Below are 18,104 nucleotides of genomic sequence, written 5' to 3' on the forward strand. Positions count from 1 at the left end.
GTCAATACCGCAATCCGGACCTGGCCCAACTGAAAGACCCGGCTAGTCCGCAACATCGCTCAGTTCATGCCAGCCCAGCTTCGCCGAGAGCATAGACGCTGTCTGGCGTACCTGCGGAGCCAGGCTTTTCATGCGCAGGAGCGGCATGTCACCTGCGCGCCCGGTCACGCTGATTGAGGCCACGATCTGGCCAGAAGCATCCCGAACAGGGGCTGCGACGCAGTGAATCCCGATCTCGTCATCCTCGAGATCAAAGACGCAATCTGTCGCACGATAGGCGCGCATGCGATTGACCCAGCTCGCAAGGCCAGAGGGCATGTGACGGTAGCTTGCCCTGTAGAGCCGCGCCCAGTCGGACTCGCTCTCATCCAGAATGAGCGCCCGACCCGTACCTGTGCGGGCAAGCGGCAGATGTTGTCCTGTCTGCGTGCGAATGCTCAGCGGTTTACGGCCTTCCAGACGCATCAGATAAATGACATGGCTATCCGAGCGGATGCCAAGATGGACCATCCGCCCCGTGATATCATTGAGGTTCTGAAGCAGCGGTGCCGCAAGGCCAAGCAAAGGCGAGGCGTTCTGCGCCTGAGAGGTGAGAGAAATGAGCTTCTCCCCAAGACCGTAGCGCCCCATCGATTTCAGGCGGAGCCATCCTTGCTGGAGCAGGGCTGACGTCAGGCGCTGGATCGTGCTGCGTGTACACCCGATCTCGAGTGCCAGTTCGGAAAGCGTATCGACCCCGGCCTGCACAGCCAGAATGATGGACAGGCCACGCCCCAGTGTTTGTGTGCCCTGGGGCCAGTCTTTATCCGAATATGCCACGTGCCGCTCCATTTCGCTTGAACGGTGCCTTGGACTTCTAAAGGGCTTCTCGTTCGATCCAGAGTTTCAGAATGCTCCACAAGGGATGCGAAAAGCATCTCATAGCGTTATTCACGCCCGGATAAACCATTATTTGCATTTTTGGGTCACATCTATGTAATCAAGACCTGTATAGTTCTTATTTTGCAAATCACTATTTCTTGTGGTCCATGATCCGTATCTGGTACAGGTTTTGCCAATATTTGCCGGTAACGAAGAGGCGATCATTCTCGCGGTCATAGGCGATGCCATTCGCGACCGCATCAGGGTCGAGAGAATTGATCTTTTCTGCCAGAACACTCAGATCAACCCATGATTTGACTTTACCCGTTACGGGATCGATCCGTGCGATCTCGGGAGTCATCCATATATTCGCCCAGATCTCACCATGAATATATTCGAGTTCATTCAGTCGTTTGACCGGTATACCCGACGCAGTGACACACAATCTGGAAAAGATATGAAATGTAATGGGGTCGAGATGCTTCAGACAAGCTGACCCGTCGGACATGATTAGCGAATGCGCGTCACGAGTCAGGCCCCATCCCTCGCCGGGATACTCGAATCTGCTTTGCATCACGATGCCAGGAAAGCTCCAGACGAACCCGACACCCCCGCGCCAGGTCAAGCTGACGAGCCGGTTCTGCCAGGACGTGATTCCCTCGCCGAAATATCCCTCGGGTAGGCTCTCCTGAGCCAGCACCTTGCCGGTCCTCAGGTCCACTTTCCTGATCACCGAGTGCCCGATCAGCCCCGTACTCTCGTAAAGGAACCCGCCTTCGTAAAAGAGCCCCTCAGTGAATGCCTGTGGATCATGCGGGAAAACGGCCAGTATCTCGGCGGGCTCCACAGGGGGATCGACGGCATTGTCAACGGCGGCATCTGCCCGGGCAGACGTCAGAGGACCCAGACAGGCAAGGGCGGCAAGACATGCCACGAGCGGGCGTACCCGCAACCTAAGAAAAGACATGAGGCGGCGACCCAATTACCCTGATGAATACGCCTGCTATAGCCGGTCTTTTCTGCTTCTCACAATCGCATCATCTTGAGCATGGGTCTCGGCTTATGCGTCAGTCCGCCTTTCTGGCCTCGCATCCATAGATCGCGACGAAAGCCTGCCCCACGCGCCCCGCGACCACGCGTATCTGGTCATCACTGCAGTCGACCGGCAGTTCGAAACGCTTGCGTTGTACCAAGCGCGTCTGACAGAGCGCCATGAATTGCTCGGCGGCAAAAGTCGGGTCATCGGTAGCGATGGCGCCGCGTTCGATCCAGAACATGATCCATTTCGTCAGGGTGTCCAGCGTTCTGCCAAAGCCGAAGCGCCAGAACGTATCCGCGAGATCGGGAAAATGCGGCGCTTCGGAAACGATGATACGGTAAAGTCGCAACGGGCCTGGCTGAAGCAGGACACTGATAAAGCGCTCGGCAAGCTGCGTGAACGCCTCGACGCACGTAATGGCCGTCAGGTGGCTCTGACAGATGGCCGGTGCGAGTTTGCCACGGCTCAAATCTTCGATCACCGCACCGAAGAGGGCCGCCTTGTTCTCGAAATGGTTATACAGCGTGCCCTTCGAGACCTTCGCCCGGCAGGCGATCTGGGACATCGAGGCCCCTTCATATCCGGATTCCAGAAAGATCGCTTCGGCACCGTCGAGGATCTGACGCCTCTTGGCGTTGCTTGCGCCGCTCTCTTCACGCATATCCTCGTCAACGGGCACGTCCGGAGCGTTCAGGGTGATTTCTTGGCTCTTTTTCACGCGGCCCATCCATTGCTGTCTACATCCCGCCCCGTACCATTCTGGACGGGTTCATCGCCTCGCTCTCTTGTACCGGGAACGGGCTGAAACTGACCGAACCGGTCGATCAGCGCAAGGGTAATCTGGGCGAACTAGTCCAATCCTTCAGTCCTGCAACGAGAATGACTTCAATGTGTCCATGAAAGGTCTAGGCATTCCGGGTGCGGATCGCGATAAATTGGCCTTGACGACCCGTTATCAGAGACATGAGATCCTTATGACCCCTACAAACCCGAATGCGTCGCGCCCCAGCCGAGCCCTGCCCCCGGGAGTTGTCACAGGTGATGACTATCTCACCCTGATCGAGGCCTGCAAGGAAGGCGGCTACGCGCTTCCCGCCGTCAATGTTGTCGGCACAGACAGCGTCAATGCGGTGCTTGAAGCCGCAGCCAAGAACAATTCCGATGTGATCATCCAGTGCTCCAATGGCGGGGCGCGCTTTTATGCCGGTGAAGGCCTGGCCGACCAGCACCGGGCCCGCGTGCTCGGTGCCGCCGCCATGGCCCGTCATGTGCATCTGCTCGCCAAGGAATATGGCGTTTGCGTCATCCTCCATACCGATCATGCCGATCGCAAGCTCGTGCCCTGGGTCGAGGGTCTGCTCGAACTGAGCGAGGCAGAAGTTGCGGCAGGCCGTCCGCCGCTCTTCTCGTCGCACATGCTTGATCTTTCGGCTGAACCGCTTGAGGAAAATCTGGCTGAATGCGCGCGTTTGCTGCCCCGCATGGCCAAACTCGGCATCAGCCTCGAGATCGAACTCGGCGTGACCGGCGGCGAGGAAGACGGGATCGGCCACGACCTCGAAGATCACGAGGACAATGCGCATCTCTACACCCAGCCCGAGGATGTCCTGACCGCCTGGAACCGCCTTTCGCCGCTCGGTCATGTGACTGTCGCTGCCTCTTTCGGCAACGTGCACGGCGTCTACAAGCCTGGAAACGTTCAGCTTCGTCCGGAAATTCTGCTGCACTCGCAGGAGCACGTGGCCGAGAAACTGGGACTCGGGCCCAAGCCTCTTGCCCTCGTGTTCCATGGTGGCTCGGGCTCCGAAAAGGACAAGATCACGGCAGCCGTATCCTATGGCGTGTTCAAGATGAACATCGATACGGATGTGCAATTCGCCTTCGCCAACGGCGTGGGCCAGTACGTGCTGGAACACCCCAAGGCCTTCCTGCACCAGATCGATCCCGAGACCGACACGCCCTACAAGAAGTTCTATGACCCGCGCAAATGGCTGCGCGTGGGTGAGAAGAGCATCGTCGATCGCATGGAGGAGGCGTTCGCCGACCTCGGCTCCAGAGGCAGATCGATTGCTTCGAAGGGGTGACATTCGTGACCTGCGAGATCGTCCGGGCGTTCAGTGTCGTCCCGAGCCAGATCGAGATATTCGAAGCGACCTATGGGCCGGAAGGCCCATGGGTGCGGCTCTACCGCAATGTCCGCACCTATCTCGGCACACGCCTGATCGCCGATCTCGACAAGCATGGCGACTACATTGCCATCGATGAATGGCGTTCGCATCAGGCGTGGCTGGACTTCCAGAAAGATCATCCCGATGCGCTCGCAGCCCTTGATGCTGCCTGCTCTCCCCTCTTGCACGCCACCCGTTATATCGGGGCCTTCAGGGTGATCCAGCCCGTCCGGGCCTGATCCCCGTCTGAAGAGGCATACAGGCACAGGCCGACACCTAGTAACGTTATGAAGAAAATACGATGAATCGGCCAGAAAGTCCTTGCATCCGGGGGGCATGACCTTTAATCGGGCGGCCTTGGCCCAAGGGGGCATGTTGCCCAACAGGCTGTCTACTGGTTTAGAGGTACGTGATGAACGCACTTGCTCAACTGGGGATGGTATCGGGACTCCCGAGAGATAACCAGACTGTCGCATCGAACACATCTCATGAAGAGGTGTGCAAGGATTATTTCATTGAGCGTGATGGTGAACGCTTCGCCGGTCATCACCTGCTGATCGATTTCTGGGACGCCACGAATCTGGACGATCCCGCAGCAATCGACGCCACGCTTTGCGAGGCGGCGGTTACCGCAGGGGCAACAATCCTGCACAGCCACTTCCATCACTTCACGCCCAATGGCGGTGTGTCGGGCGTGATCGTGCTGGCCGAAAGCCACATTTCCATCCACACATGGCCCGAGCGCAATTTTGCCGCCGTTGACGTGTTCATGTGCGGCGCCTGCGACCCGAATCTGACGATTCCGGTCATGCAGCGTCTTTTCCAGGCCGGTCGCGTCGTCTCGGACGAAGTACGCCGTGGTCGTGAAAAGATCTCGCCTGCAGGCTGAGCGCGTTACGCTGCGCTCAAAAGCAGACAAGGCCGGGCCCGTTGCCCGGCCTTTTTTTTGATAAAATTGGGAGAGACCGCCTCATGTCTGAATCCTGGATCAACGAAACCCTCTACCCCGATTGGGGCCAGCGTTTTCGCGTCACGCGTGAGCTCGCACGCGTCAAGAGCGACTTTCAGGACATCGTCGTCTTTGAAAGCGACTTCCACGGCCGCGTGCTCGTTCTCGATGGCGTCATCCAGATCACCGAGCGCGATGAATTCGTCTATCAGGAAATGCTCACGCATGTCCCGCTCCTGACCCATCCCGACGCCAAGCGCGTACTGATCATCGGCGCAGGCGATGGTGGCGTGCTTCGCCGCGTGCTCCAGCACAAGACCGTTGAAAAGGCCGTCATGGTCGAGATCGACGGCGCGGTTATCGAGCTTTCCAAGCAGCATCTCCCCAACATCGCAGGCGACGCCTGGAACGACCCCCGCGCCGATGTCATCGTCGGTGACGGCATCGACTATGTCGCCAAGGCAGCAGACGGCTCTTTCGACGTGATTATCGTCGACTCGACCGATCCGATCGGCGTGGGCGAGGTGCTCTTCACTGATGCGTTCTACAAGGATTGCGCGCGCATCCTCTCCGCTCAGGGACTGATCGTGAACCAGTGCGGCGTGCCCTTCATGCAAGCGGATGAACTGCGTGAAACCAGTGCTCGCCGTGCCAATTTCTTCCCGCATGTATCTGCTTACGTCGCAGCCGTTCCGACCTATGTCGGTGGGTTCATGACGCTCGGCGTTGCGGCAAAGGGTGTGAACCCCACGAAGCAGACGGTTGACGACGTCCGCGCGCGCGCCGAGGCCGCCGGTATTCTGGGCACCACCCGCTACTGGACGCCGGAAATTCACGTAGGCAGCTTCAACCTGCCGCCTTACATCGCCGAAAACCTGCCCACGCAGGGCTGATCCGACTCATCCTTGCGGGTCTCTGCCTTGGACCTGCGCAGGGGCTTACCCCTTCCGATCCCCACCTTGACCCAAACAGGTGTCCAGAGGACGACCATCCTCTGGCGGGGTGTGGGGCAGAGCCCCGCATAAGGCCGATCCTGCAGGGCGCTGCCCTGCACCCGCGAAGGGACAGGCCCCTTCGATCCCAGCTTTGGCTCAAACAGCTATCCACAGGACGACTGTCCTGTGGCGGGGTGAGGAGCGGGTGCCCGAAGACCTAGTACCCTGATCCACTCAGCAGACGAATCACAAGGGTCTGCCACTCCTCCATGATATCGCCATGGCCCATGGCATGCCCGGCTCGGCGATACCAGTACCGGGCGTTATCCTGATCGCCTTCCTTGCGGTGGAGCCAGGCATGGACCCAGTTGCATTCGGCATCACGCTCATTGCTTTGAACGATTTCATGGGCTGCGGCCCAATCGGCGCGGCCGGCCCACCAGAGGGCGAGGAGGGCCGGAGAAAGGCCCTGAGGAGGAATGGTGTCTCCGAGGCTTTCCTTGAAAACGGAGAGGGTCATGCTCATGCGAGAGTCTCCCAATCAAACCGTACACCGGTCATGTTTTCAGAAGCCTGCCAGAGGTTTTGAGCGAGGGAAAGCCCCATGGCGACCGGAGGGAGGATCGCCGGGCCAGGGGGGCCACGCCGTTCCCCCGAACCCTGGGGACCGTAATACCCGCCATCCTGAGCCTGAGGCGACAGAGCCGCATGAAGCAGGGGCTCGGCACCAGAGGCAACGTCCTGCCCCATCAGGCGGAATAACCCATTCCCCAGGCGATCCTGAACGAGGCAGAGGGCTCGGCTGAAAGATGACTGCGAGAGACCGAGCGCGGCGCTGTTGGTAATGATCGCGCTGGTCGACCACCCGGGATGCGCAGCGCGCACATGCAGAGGGGCGTCCACGGCACGGGCACGGCGGTGCAGCTCAAGGCTGAAGAGCAGATTGGCAAGCTTGCTCTGCCGATAACGAGCAAAGCGTTTATAGCTTTCGGTCGCATTCAGGTCGTCAAGCGGGATTTCACCCTTCCACGCCGCCAGAGACGCCACTGTCACAATATGCGCCTGCCCGGCGATGAGCGAAGGCAGGAGGCGCCCCGTCAGGGCAAAGTGACCAAGATGGTTGGTGCCGAACTGAAGCTCGAATCCATCCTGGGTCGAGCGACGCTGGGGAGGCGCCATGACCCCGGCATTATTGACCAGAATATGGATGGGCTGCCCTTCCATGCGCTCTGTGAAGCGCGCAATCGAGGCGAGAGAGGCCAGATCGAGGCCCTCGAAGCGCAGCCGCGCCTGGGGAACGGCGCGCTCTATGGTGACGAGAGCCTCACGGCCTTTTTCAGCATTGCGACCGGTCACGATCACCTCGGCGCCATGACGCGCCAGCCCGAGCGCCGTGGCAAGACCGAGCCCACCGGTTGCGCCCGTGACGACGGCGGTGCGACCTGCGCAGGAAGGATAGCGTATGTCGCTCATGCCTTGTTCTTCCCTGAGTGCTCTTCGGACTTGGCCTCCTTCAGGGCCTCGTCGGTCAGGCGTTTCTCGTTCTTCTTGAGAAAATAGAGGCATACCCCGAGGAAAATCACCACCAGAGAGCCGATGCCTATGGCGAGAGGCCCCGAGAGGCTGAAAATCTCCTTGCCCAGGAAATAGGTGGCCACCGCATAGCCGCCCGCCCAGACCACGCCCCCGAGCGCATTATGCCAGAGGAAGGATTTCCAGGGCATGTGGTTCGCCCCGGCCAGCAGGGCCACGAATACGCGCAAGATGGCAACGAAACGTCCGACAAAGACCACTGTCCCGCCATGACGCTTGAAGAGATAGCGCCCCAGAAGCAGGCGCTCATGAGTCAGCCCCACCTTGCCACCGTGTTTCTGCAGCAGCTTGAACCCGATGGAGCGACCGATCAGATAGCCGAAATTATCGCCCATGATGGCGCCGGTCACGGCTGCGACGACGACCCAGCGTATCTCGAGATGATGGGTCGTGGCTGCATAGAGCGCGGCACCGATGATCAGGCTCTCGGCGGGCAGAGGCAGGCCCATGCTTTCGAGCATCACAACCACGCCGACAATGCCGTAGCCGTACTCCTTCAGCAGATGTTCCAGAAAATGCAGCAGGGCTCTCTTCCTTGGCGAGCTTGGCGATAAAGGGTCCGACTTGATGCCTGAAAGCGCCGCCCAGGAAAACTCGTCAGATGGTTTCAGTCCGATTATCCTGATTTCTATGACGAATCCATCATCGATCCCTTCCGGTTCCTGGCCTTCCTGGGTTTCACCCGAGCTTGTGGCCGGTCGTTCGATCTCCCTTTCCGAGCTACAGGCTCAGGCAGATCGACTGTACTGGCTCGAGACACGCCCGCAGGAAGGCGGGCGCACCGCGCTGGTCAGCATGAAACGCGGCGAAACGCCGGAGGATTTGCTGCCGTCGACGGTCGGTATCGGCACCCGCGTGCATGAATATGGTGGCGGAGCCTACGGCGTATCATCCTGCCAGCGCGTGGTATTCAGCGATCGCAAATCCGGCGCGGTCCATCTGCGCGAAAATGATGGCACATTCGTCAGCCTCGCCAGTTCCACCGACTGCGCCTATGCGGATTTCAGCTTCGACGCGACCGGAACTGGCGTATTCTGTGTCCGGGAAGATTATCGTAGCGGCGGTGAGCCCAAGGCAGCCATCGTCTGGCTCGATTGCGAGCGCGAATGCGTGCTGGTCGAAGGCGACGATTTCTATGCGGCACCGCGTCCCGCTCCTGGCAACGGGCATCTCGCCTGGATCAGTTGGAACCACCCCGACATGCCCTGGGATGCGACGCAGCTCACTGTTGCCCCTCTGACATGGGAGGACTCTCGTCCCCGGCCCGGAGCATCGCGCATCCTCGCAGGGGAAGCGTCACGATGCAGCAGCGTCGATCCCGTGTGGGAGAGCGCGGACACGCTTCTGGTCAGCCTCGATACGCCGGGTGCCTGGCACCCTTGTCGTTTCACGGTGACAGGAGAGGCCGGGCCTGAGTTCCTCGCCGATCCTGAAGGCGAAACCGGATTTCCCCATTGGGTCTTCGGGCAGAGCAGTCTGCGTGTCCTGCCCGACGGCCGTATTCTTGCGCAGATCGTGCGTGACGGGCTCAGCCATACCGCCTTGCTGGCAGGCAGGCACTGGCAGATCTGTCCGCAGATCGAGACGGCCCAGGCACCCGTGCCTTTTGGTGACGAGCTCGCCTGGATCACGGCAGCACCCGATGCCCCGCCTGCCGTCGTCATCGGCAAGAATTCGCGGATCATCCGACAGGCTTTCGATTTCCCCGAAGGAATCACACCTGAAGATTGCGCCCACCCCGAACCGTTTGCCTATCCCAGTACGGGAGGGGCGATCGCCCACGCGCTCTATTATGCGCCGGTCAATCGCCATCATGCCCTTGCCTCGAGAGAAAAGCCTCCTCTGGTGGTCATGGCCCATGGTGGCCCGACCGGTCGTGCCAGCTCGGCATTCTCGTTCAAGGTCCAGTGGTGGACGAGCCGTGGCTTTGCGGTGCTCGACGTGAACTACAGGGGCTCTACCGGGTTTGGCCGACGCTATCGCGAGGCCCTGAACGGCGCATGGGGCATTACGGATGTAGAGGACTGCGTTGCCGGGGTGCATCATGCCGTGGCGCATGGTCTGGCAGATCCGGGGCGCTGCGTCATACGTGGCAGCAGCGCTGGCGGGCTGACGGTGCTGATGGCCCTGGCCACCTCCGATGTCTTCGCCGCCGGATGCTCGCTTTACGGCGTGACGGATCTGCGCGCACTGGCCGAGGAGACGCATAAATTCGAATCCCGCTATCTCGACCGCCTGATCGGCCCCTATCCAGAGCAGGAAGCACTTTATCTGGCACGCTCCCCCCTGACCCATGTGGCCCAGATCACGGCACCGCTCCTGTTCCTGCATGGCGACCTCGACAAGGTGGTGCCACTCGATCAGGCTCAGGCCATGAATCAGGCTCTGCATGGCCTTGGCCGCGCATCGGCGCTACATGTCTATGAAGGAGAAAGTCATGGGTTCCGGCAGGAACAGACGCTGCGCGACAGCTTCACGCGGGAACTGGCCTTCTATCAGCAGGTCTTCGGCCAGAACTAGGCACGGATTCCGATGCGCGCCCCCTCAGAGGCGCGCCGGATAACGCATCAGGGCATTGCAGGCGCCGTGACAGGCAAGGAAAGGGCTACATTGAGCACGTCTGCCAGACGCACTCCAGCCTGTTGCAGACGCGTCTCGATAACCGGGAAGGCGATTTCCGTATAGGCCTCACCCAGATCCTTGCGTTCCTTCCCTGCAGGCAGGGCGCCATAAGCAATCGAGCGCGCCAGACCATGGCTCTCATCGGTCCAGGCCACGACGTGATCATGCATCGTGTCGCCCGAAAGAGCCGCCGACCAGTAGGCAGCCTGTCCGGGGGTGATCTGGGCGTTCAGGCGATCAGCCTCCTCATGGGCCTTGACGAAGTCTATGGTGTAGTGAGGACCGACAACGAGATGACGTTCGTGATCCATGATGCCCTCATCCCACAGGGAATGCAGGTTTTCATGCCCGTTCCGGTCCTGACCGAAATACGAAACCTTGACCATGTTCCCGCCCTTGTCATGGTCGCGCTCAGCCGCGTGAAGCGGCTGATGCAGGTCACCTACGAGATGCACCACCCATTTGAGCGCGGCCAGACGGGCCTCAGGCGTGGCTTTCGGATCAGCCAGAATCTTTTCCATTTCCGGCAGCTTCTCGGTCACGCAGATATCGTTGCCGCAATCGCGCGCCTTCTCGTAAGTCGGCAAGGCGGCATCGGTATCGACGTAATGCCAAGGAAGAGTCTGAGGCAGCCCGCCTTTATCGGCAGGCACATGACCGATCGTATCGGGCCAGGATGCCACCTGATCCAGGGTCTGATGATGCTCGAGCGCCAGAAGCTGTGTCACCGCACTAGCCGCCTCCGGTGTCAGACGGCTCTGGGCAATATCAGCCACGATGGCATGACCATATGGCCCCCAGGCCTTGGCCGGTTTCACAGGCAGGGTCAGGGCGGCGGCAGAAAACAGAACTGAAAGAGCGACGAGCGATGAACGGGTCATGAGGCCTCTGGGACGGGAACGGTATGCAGTACCGCCACCGTTTCATTCCGCAGGCAGGGATGCAAGGGATGTTATGATGACAGACCCGCCCCGTCAGGCGGTACACCAGTTATGGCGAACACCCCTCAGGTGGCGAGCCGTACCGACCATCCTGCTTCCCAGCATTCGCCGGGGGCAAGATGCAGAAGGCCGGGTTTCTCCTCAAAGGGGCCATCGAACGAGGCCGGGCTGGCATACCCCATCCAGGGTTCGAAGCAGATGAAATCCGAGCCGGGCTTCATCCAGATCCCGAGTTGCTCGAAACCATGCCACGAGAAAACCAGCGCCTCGCCCCCTTGTGCATGAAAGCGCAGGGACCGGCTCGCTGGATGCATGAAAATAAGTGCGTCCTGCTCGAACAGGCTGTCTTCCAACGCGAGAATACGCCCCTCGACCGGGCTGGGCCTGTCGCCATCGACAATCAGCCCTTCTTCCAGAAGTGCCAGATTTCCGGGTTCCGGCGCCTCGAATTCCACGACATGGCCCGCTTTCGGCCTGCCGGGAACAAGCGGCCAGATAAAGGCCGGATGCGCGCCCAGAGACGCATGCAGCACGCTCAGACTATCAGGATTGCCCAACGTGTAATGCAGATGCAGTCCGTCCTCATCAAGGCGGTAATGCAGCGCCAGACGGAAGGCGAAGGGAAACAGCGCGCGACTGGTCGGGTCATCTTCCAGAACGAGGATGCAGCCGCTTTCGCTCCGTTCGACCCAACGAAAAACCCGGTCGCGGGCAAAACCATGCTGGGTCAGCGTGTAATCCAGTCCATCGATCAATGCATGATTGTCACGCAGCCTGCCCACGATCGGAAACAGCACCGGTGAATGCCGTGGCCACGCGCCGCCGTTCCAGATCAGGTCACGCCCGGTCTCGTCGCATAAGGAGCAGAGTTCGGCCCCATGAGCCGCAACACGCGCCGTATACCGCCCGTTGCTGAAGACATGGCTGTCAGACATCACCCATCATGCTCCTCTCGTCTAGCCTACCGACACGTCGCCTTCGGAAAAGGCGCAAACCGGAGGGCCCACCGACCTTCCCCAAAAATCCGTTCAGATCAAGAGACTGTTTCGTGAGGGTCGGGTTGCATGACGGGCATCGCGCCCTGGCCGCATTCAAGTCCGGCCAGACGTTCCTCAACAGCCGATACGAGCGCAGCGTCGGCCGGCGGATCAAGAAAAGACAGGCGTGTACGCATGGCCAGAAGAATATCCGATGTCGCCTCCCCGACGGCCTTGCGCCACCATTCCAATGCCTGTTCCCGCTTGCCCTGGTCACATAGAAGCGTCGCGTAATTGTGTTGCCCGCGATAATCACCTGCCTCAGCGGAGCGCTGATACCACAGCGCCGATGCTTCCCTGTCCCGTGCAATCTCCCACCCCTCTTCGAGAAACCGGGCATAAAGATTCATCGATTTGGCATGGCCAGCCTCGGCTCCGGCCTTGAATAGGGTCAGGGCGCGCGCAAGGTCCTTTTCCACCCCAATGCCGCGCATGGTGAGGATAGCGAGATTATAGCAACCCCAGGCATCTCCCCGCAGCGCGGCCTGTTCGTAACAGGTTGCAGCGCGCAGCAGATCACGGGAACACCCCCAGCCGAATTGATAACACCGTCCCAGCATGTTCAGCCCCGGACCGTACCCGGCATTTGCTGCCCCTTCGAACCAGCGAAACGCCAGATCGGGGCGGGAAGGCACATAGACACTATCGCGCAGGATCTGCCCCCAGAGCACCTGTTCCAGCACATGGCCTGCGAGTGCCTTGAGCCGGATGGCTTCGATGGCTTCCGGCAATCGACCATACCGCGCGGCAGGCTCCAGACTGGCAATAGCGACGCTCCCGGATCGACGCCGAAGACGGCGCCGCAGGCGTCGGATGACGCTTTTTGCCCAGGTAACTGGAAAGGGAAAGTTAGACATTTCGCAAAAAACTACACATATTTCGCAACAAATCAATTGAGACTCAGTCGCGCTTTCATTATGGAGTTGCGAAATCCTCGCAACTGAATGGAGCGCCGCGCCTCATGCGTCCCCCCTCGCGCAAATCCCTGTCCCTGCTACCGATGCTTACCGGGATCATTCTCGGAGCGACTCAAACCCATGCGGCAACAGACGCGCCCCTAGATCGCAAGGACAGGAAACCTCAGCGCAAAGTGGAAAAACGTCCAGAGGGCAAGAATACGATCGGTAAGAACGGCTCAGAAGCCCATCCGGATGAGCATATCACAGTGCTCGGTAACGGGTTCAACACGCTGAAAGACCCGATCGGCCTGTCGCGCATGCCGCAGGATGCGCTGCATACGCCGCAGCAGATCAATATCGTGCCCCAGATGCTGATGAAGCAGCAGAACGTGAAATCGGTGGATGAAGCCCTGCGCAATGTGCCGGGCGTGACCTCCTCGATTGGCGAAGGCGCGGGCGGCATGAATGGCGATCAGTTCCTGATCCGCGGCTTTCAGGCGCAGAACGATATCTACCAGGACGGTTTGCGCGATTTCGGCGTCTACAGCCGCGATGCGTTCAATCTCGAGACGATCTCCGTCATCAAGGGGCCGTCATCCGAAGTGTTCGGCAATGGCACGACGGGGGGCGCCATCAACATGGTGACCAAGACGCCGACCCTGCGCGATCATTATGCCGCCGAGTTCAATGGCGGGTCGGGCTCCTATTATCGGGGTGTGCTCGACGTGAACAAGAAGCTCGACGATCACACGGCCCTGCGCATCACCGGCATGGGCAACGAGAACAACATCGTCGGGCGCGATTTCCTTTATTCGCATCGCTGGGGCATTGCACCCTCCATCGCCTTCGGTCTTGGCAGCAAGGCCACGCTGGTGCTGCAGTACATGCATCAGCAGGAAAATTCGGTCCCCGATTTCGGCGTGCCTGTTGTCACGCCGCCCGGCGCGAAAACCGGCGGCCCGATTACCGAATACGGCATTCGCCGGACGAATTTCTACGGCACGACCAGCGACCAGAACGCCACAAACGACAATATGGAAACGGCACGCTTCTCGTATAAACTCAACGATCACATCAAATTCTATGACGATCTGCGCGGCGGCCAGTTCTACCGGACATTCGCGGCCTCCAAGGCCACCTGTGACGCCACCTGCGTGAACAACTACTTCCTCGGTCATGCCGGCTCGGCGCTTGTCGCGCGCTCGGGACCGAATGGCGCCGGAAACGGCAAGGGCACCGGCACGATCATGGCACCCCTGCCCTATCAGCAAACGAGCTGGTCGGTGCAGAATGTCGGCTCAATGGTCGCCGATTTCCATACGGGCTTTCTCAGGCATCAGGTCGTGACAGGCTTCGATCTCGAACGCGTCAACGACGTCCGCTCGCAATCGACCTATCTCAAACCCAAGCCCTATGCCTCGCTGGTCAACCCCAATCCCAATGTCGGCAATCTGCTTCTGGTGCCCGGCGACCTGAACCCGGCAGGACTGGTCAGCCTCGGCGCGCTGGGGGCCAAGTCGCACTCGAACGGTTACGGCTTCGATACAGGTCTGTTCTTCTATGATCAGATCTGGTTTACGAACTGGCTGTCAATCAAGGGTGGATTCCGCTGGGATCGCTGGCAGACCAGCTACAACCTCACGGGCGGTAATGTCGCCGCCAATCCTGATATCCATTACCATCAGGTCAGCAGCGTCTTTAATCCGAATGTCAGCCTTGTTGCGACGCCGGATACCCATCAGACCTACTATTTCACCTGGGCGACGTCGACCACGCCAAGCGGCATGTATGTGACGAATGGCTCCGTGCCCATCCGTCCTGGGACGAACAGCTTTGCCAGCCCCGAAAAGGCCAATCTGTACGAGATCGGCGCGAAATACAGCGCCTTCCATGACCGCATGGGCTTCACAGCCTCGCTGTTCCGGCTGGAAAAGAACAATGCCATCAATGCCGATCCGGTCACGGGTCAGGTGCAGGGGTCGAGCGACAAGCAGCGTAATCAGGGGCTTGAACTCTCTGTGGGCGGCATGATCACACGCCACTGGAATATCTCGGCGACCTATGCCCTGTATGACAGCGACACGCTGGCCTCCGATACCGCAGCATCCGTGGGCAAGCAGGTGCAGTATGTGCCCCATAATCAGGCAACGCTGTGGTCAGTCTATGATGCGTTTTCCAACACGCCCTACAACGTCTCTTTCGGCGGTGGCATGACCTGGCGCCAGCATGTGTGGCTGAACACCACCAACACGCTCAAGGTCCCGGATAATCTGGATTTCGACGCAGTCATTTCGCATCGTCTTGGTCAACACTGGAAGATCGCGCTCAATGGCTACAATCTGGCCAATCGCCTGAACTACCAGAGCCTGTTTTCCAATCGCGCCACCCCATCCTCAGGGCGTACCTTCCTCGGGCAGATCAGCCTGAATTACTGAATGGGCGCTTCAGCAGAAGCCGGGCGGTTTTCTGCCCGGCTTCTGCTGTCACCGCACCCGATGAGATCTGAGCCGTCAAAGGTCGACCCCGAACAAGCCGCTCGGTGTTTCTTGATAGGTGTTTTCCCGTCTCCTGCGCTATGGAACCCCCAAAACCGGTTTCTGGATTTCTGGGGATAGTCATCATGTCGCAGCCACCCATCTGCATTGCCGCCCTTTATCGCTTCACCCCCTTTGCTAACCCTGCGGCCATTCGCACGCCTCTGCTCGATGCCTGTCAGGGACTGGGGATCAAGGGTACGCTGCTTCTGGCGCGCGAGGGGATCAATGGCACGATAGCGGGCAGTGACGAGGCCATTACCGCCATCATCGCCCATATCCGCGCCCTGCCCGGCTGCGATGCGCTCGAATGGAAACTCTCGCGCGCGGAGACCATGCCCTTCAACCGTATGAAGGTTCGCCTCAAGCGGGAGATCGTGACCATGGGCCAGCCGGATATCGACCCTCTTGCCGGTGTCGGGCGCTATGTCTCGGCCATGGACTGGAACGCCCTGATTGCCGACCCGGATACGATCCTGATCGACACGCGCAATGATTATGAAGTCGCGGTCGGTACCTTCAAAGGCGCCATCGACCCCGATATCCAGAGCTTTCGCGAATTTCCCGACTGGTTCCGCGCCCGCCGCGCTGAACTGGAGGCCGAAGGACGCACGCCCAAAATCGCCATGTTCTGCACTGGCGGCATACGCTGCGAAAAATCCACGGCTTTCGCGCTCTCGGAAGGCGTGCAGGATGTTTATCACCTCAAGGGCGGCATCCTGAAATATCTGGAAGAGGTTCCAGAGGCTGAAAGCCTGTGGGAGGGCGAATGCTTCGTGTTCGATCAGCGCGTGACCGTGCGCCATGGGCTCGAACCCGGAGCCTATGATCTATGCCATGCCTGCCGCCGCCCGGTTTCGGGCGAAGACAAGAATTCAGCCCTCTATGTCGAGGGCGTCCAGTGCCCCGCCTGTGCGACTGAACGTACCGACACCCAACGCGCGCGCTACGCCGCCCGTCAACAACAGGAAGACTTGGCTCGTGCTCGTGGCACACATCATGTTGGTGGGAACGACTGAGCATAAGGTCGCGCTTCATACTTGCTTAGGAGACACCGCAATGACCGGCGAGACGGCAGACGATCACTGGGCATCGGATCCATGGTTCACCACTACCCTCGATCGTTTGAATGGGGCGCGAGAGGAGGGGTAAAGCACCCACATCCTCGATCTCGAGGCCATCGAAGCAGCGATCTTCGAGGGTGATAGCGCCGTCTATCGCCTCATGGCAGCCATGGAGAGCATCCTGCGCAAAGAAGGCCATGACGGCTTTCGGGGCGCTCCGCGGGTTCTGTTGGCCACTTTGCAGCGCCTGAGCGAGCTCAGTCGTAGCAACGTCTGACCGATAGAAAGACGGGGCGTCACTTTGCCAGAAACCGCTTCGTCGTATCCTGTCTCGCGTCCCGCCAAGGGATGGCATGCCTTCGCAAATGCTTAGCAAAAACCGGGATGAAAGGGGCTTTCCCCTTTCCGGGGGGCGGGGCAGCGCCCCGCAATATCGCGTCACAGCAGGAAGAGAATCCGATCAGCAGAGACAAGGCTTGACCTAGCCTGCGCTCTAGCCCCCTTTATCGGATCATCATGAAAAGACGCCTCCCCGATCTGGAAGCCTGGGCCATTTTCGCGCGTGTGGCGCAGTTGGGGTCGTTCTCGCGTGCTGCGCGTGAACTCGGACTATCTGATCCCACGATTTCAAAAGCGATCACCCGGCTTGAGGCGCGACTGGGGCTGACGCTCATCGCGCGTACATCGCGGCGGATTGCCCTGACCGATGCCGGACATGGCGCGCTCGAGCGGGCCATACGTATTCTGGATGAGGGTGAGGCCGTCGAGGAGGAGGCGGTGGAGCAGGCCTCCACGCCACGCGGGCGCGTACGGGTCAGCGCGCCTCTCTCTTTCGGTGTGGGGTATCTGGGACCAATTCTGTCGCACTTTTTCGAAACCTATCCCGAGATCGTTGTCGATCTGGCGCTCAGCGACCGAAAAATCGATCTCGTAGCCGAGGGGTTCGATCTGGCCTTGCGTATTGCCAGTCTGGACGATTCCTCCATGCTGTCACGTCGGCTCTGCACCATGCGGCTGTTCCTGGTAGCAGCCCCGTCTTATCTTGAACGGCATGGAACGCCGTCTCATCCGGCCGAACTCGTCCGCCATCAGGCACTCATCTATACGGGCGGGAATCTGCGGGACACGTGGCGTTTCTCGCATCCCTTCCTTGGCGAAAGCACTGTGCAGCCCGCTATCAGAATGTGGAGCGACAATGCCGAGGTCCATAATCCTGCGCTTATTGCCGGGCAAGGCCTGGCCATACAGCCGGAATTCATGATCTGGCGTGAGGTGCAGGCAGGCAAGCTGGCCACCGTCCTGCCGGAGTGGAGCATCACACCGCTCAGCCTGCATCTTGTCATGCCCCCCAGCCCGCTGCGCCCGAAACGGGTACAGGTCCTGATCGATTATCTGGCCGCCGAACTCGCCAAGGCCCCCTGGGCCATGGAAAACTGACCCGCGACGGCACAGGTCGCGACAA

The 18,104-nt window shown here is 59.9% G+C and carries 18 protein-coding genes; 8 read left to right on the top strand and 10 right to left on the bottom strand.

The genetic code is table 11. The features are described from left to right. Positions 1–42: 42 nt before the first annotated feature. From WFJ47_RS10175 to WFJ47_RS10185, 3 genes are all read right to left on the bottom strand, one after another. Positions 43–819 carry an IclR family transcriptional regulator gene (locus tag WFJ47_RS10175; RefSeq protein ID WP_336762772.1) on the bottom strand — a complete coding sequence of 259 codons (777 nt, stop codon included), beginning with the start codon at positions 817–819 and terminating at the stop codon, positions 43–45. Between the two features lie 193 nt (positions 820–1,012). Continuing rightward, positions 1,013–1,828 carry a glutaminyl-peptide cyclotransferase gene (locus tag WFJ47_RS10180; RefSeq protein ID WP_336762774.1) on the bottom strand — a complete coding sequence of 272 codons (816 nt, stop codon included), beginning with the start codon at positions 1,826–1,828 and terminating at the stop codon, positions 1,013–1,015. Positions 1,829–1,928: 100 nt separating this feature from the next. Further along, positions 1,929–2,618 carry a TetR/AcrR family transcriptional regulator gene (locus WFJ47_RS10185; protein ID WP_233581829.1) on the bottom strand — a complete coding sequence of 230 codons (690 nt, stop codon included), beginning with the start codon at positions 2,616–2,618 and terminating at the stop codon, positions 1,929–1,931. 256 nt (positions 2,619–2,874) lie between these two features. Here WFJ47_RS10185 and fbaA point away from each other — a divergent pair, with 256 nt between their 5' ends. From fbaA to speE, 4 genes are all read left to right on the top strand, one after another. Further along, on the top strand, positions 2,875–3,984 hold the full coding sequence (gene fbaA / locus WFJ47_RS10190; protein ID WP_127099582.1) for a class II fructose-bisphosphate aldolase: 1,110 nt from the start codon (positions 2,875–2,877) through the stop codon (positions 3,982–3,984). A 5-nt stretch (positions 3,985–3,989) separates the two neighbouring features. Then, complete coding sequence (locus WFJ47_RS10195; protein ID WP_336762778.1) at positions 3,990–4,307, top strand: hypothetical protein; 318 nt, start codon at positions 3,990–3,992, stop codon at positions 4,305–4,307. A gap of 173 nt (positions 4,308–4,480) precedes the next feature. Continuing rightward, positions 4,481–4,957, top strand: coding sequence for an adenosylmethionine decarboxylase (speD, locus tag WFJ47_RS10200; protein ID WP_127099586.1), 477 nt, complete (start codon positions 4,481–4,483; stop codon positions 4,955–4,957). A gap of 83 nt (positions 4,958–5,040) precedes the next feature. After that, positions 5,041–5,910, top strand: a complete 870-nt coding sequence (gene speE, locus WFJ47_RS10205) for a polyamine aminopropyltransferase (RefSeq protein ID WP_127099588.1) — start codon at positions 5,041–5,043, stop codon at positions 5,908–5,910. A 259-nt stretch (positions 5,911–6,169) separates the two neighbouring features. On the opposite strand, the gene WFJ47_RS10210 is transcribed toward speE, so the two are convergent. The 3 genes from WFJ47_RS10210 to WFJ47_RS10220 are packed head-to-tail and all read right to left on the bottom strand — an operon-like array spanning position 6,170 to position 8,006. Beyond that, positions 6,170–6,478 (bottom strand): hypothetical protein, encoded by a 309-nt coding sequence (locus WFJ47_RS10210; RefSeq protein WP_336762782.1) that lies wholly within the window; start codon positions 6,476–6,478, stop codon positions 6,170–6,172. Further along, the gene (locus WFJ47_RS10215) at positions 6,475–7,425 is read right to left on the bottom strand and encodes an SDR family oxidoreductase (RefSeq protein ID WP_127099590.1); all 951 of its coding nucleotides are present in this window, start codon (positions 7,423–7,425) and stop codon (positions 6,475–6,477) included. Before WFJ47_RS10215 ends, WFJ47_RS10210 begins: the two co-directional genes overlap by 4 nt. After that, a complete protein-coding gene (locus WFJ47_RS10220) occupies positions 7,422–8,006 on the bottom strand; it encodes a DedA family protein (protein ID WP_199751559.1) in 585 nt (194 codons plus the stop codon). Before WFJ47_RS10220 ends, WFJ47_RS10215 begins: the two co-directional genes overlap by 4 nt. Before the next feature lie 169 nt (positions 8,007–8,175). Here WFJ47_RS10220 and WFJ47_RS10225 point away from each other — a divergent pair, with 169 nt between their 5' ends. Next, a complete protein-coding gene (locus WFJ47_RS10225) occupies positions 8,176–10,065 on the top strand; it encodes a prolyl oligopeptidase family serine peptidase (protein ID WP_336762785.1) in 1,890 nt (629 codons plus the stop codon). A 47-nt stretch (positions 10,066–10,112) separates the two neighbouring features. On the opposite strand, the gene WFJ47_RS10230 is transcribed toward WFJ47_RS10225, so the two are convergent. The 3 genes from WFJ47_RS10230 to WFJ47_RS10240 form a co-directional block, all read right to left on the bottom strand. After that, entirely contained in the window at positions 10,113–11,048 is a 936-nt protein-coding gene (locus WFJ47_RS10230; RefSeq protein WP_336762786.1) for a S1/P1 nuclease, read from the bottom strand. 125 nt (positions 11,049–11,173) lie between these two features. Beyond that, positions 11,174–12,043, bottom strand: a complete 870-nt coding sequence (locus WFJ47_RS10235) for an aldose 1-epimerase family protein (RefSeq protein WP_336762787.1) — start codon at positions 12,041–12,043, stop codon at positions 11,174–11,176. A gap of 98 nt (positions 12,044–12,141) precedes the next feature. Then, the gene (locus WFJ47_RS10240; protein WP_336762788.1) at positions 12,142–13,002 is read right to left on the bottom strand and encodes a tetratricopeptide repeat protein; all 861 of its coding nucleotides are present in this window, start codon (positions 13,000–13,002) and stop codon (positions 12,142–12,144) included. Positions 13,003–13,106: 104 nt separating this feature from the next. On the opposite strand from WFJ47_RS10240, the gene WFJ47_RS10245 reads away from it, so the two are divergent. Together WFJ47_RS10245 and WFJ47_RS10250 are read left to right on the top strand one after the other, a co-directional pair. Then, a complete protein-coding gene (locus WFJ47_RS10245; protein ID WP_336762790.1) occupies positions 13,107–15,479 on the top strand; it encodes a TonB-dependent receptor domain-containing protein in 2,373 nt (790 codons plus the stop codon). Between the two features lie 185 nt (positions 15,480–15,664). Further along, entirely contained in the window at positions 15,665–16,597 is a 933-nt protein-coding gene (locus tag WFJ47_RS10250; protein WP_336762792.1) for a rhodanese-related sulfurtransferase, read from the top strand. 25 nt (positions 16,598–16,622) lie between these two features. Here WFJ47_RS10250 and WFJ47_RS10255 read toward each other — a convergent pair whose 3' ends face one another. Next, entirely contained in the window at positions 16,623–16,841 is a 219-nt protein-coding gene (locus WFJ47_RS10255) for a hypothetical protein (protein WP_127099600.1), read from the bottom strand. Between the two features lie 317 nt (positions 16,842–17,158). On the opposite strand from WFJ47_RS10255, the gene WFJ47_RS10260 reads away from it, so the two are divergent. Next, entirely contained in the window at positions 17,159–18,079 is a 921-nt protein-coding gene (locus tag WFJ47_RS10260) for a LysR family transcriptional regulator (RefSeq protein WP_336762794.1), read from the top strand. Positions 18,080–18,104: the final 25 nt, after the last annotated feature.

It is taken from the genome of Asaia sp. VD9 (assembly GCF_037150015.1).
Taxonomy (GTDB): Bacteria; Pseudomonadota; Alphaproteobacteria; order Acetobacterales; family Acetobacteraceae; genus Asaia.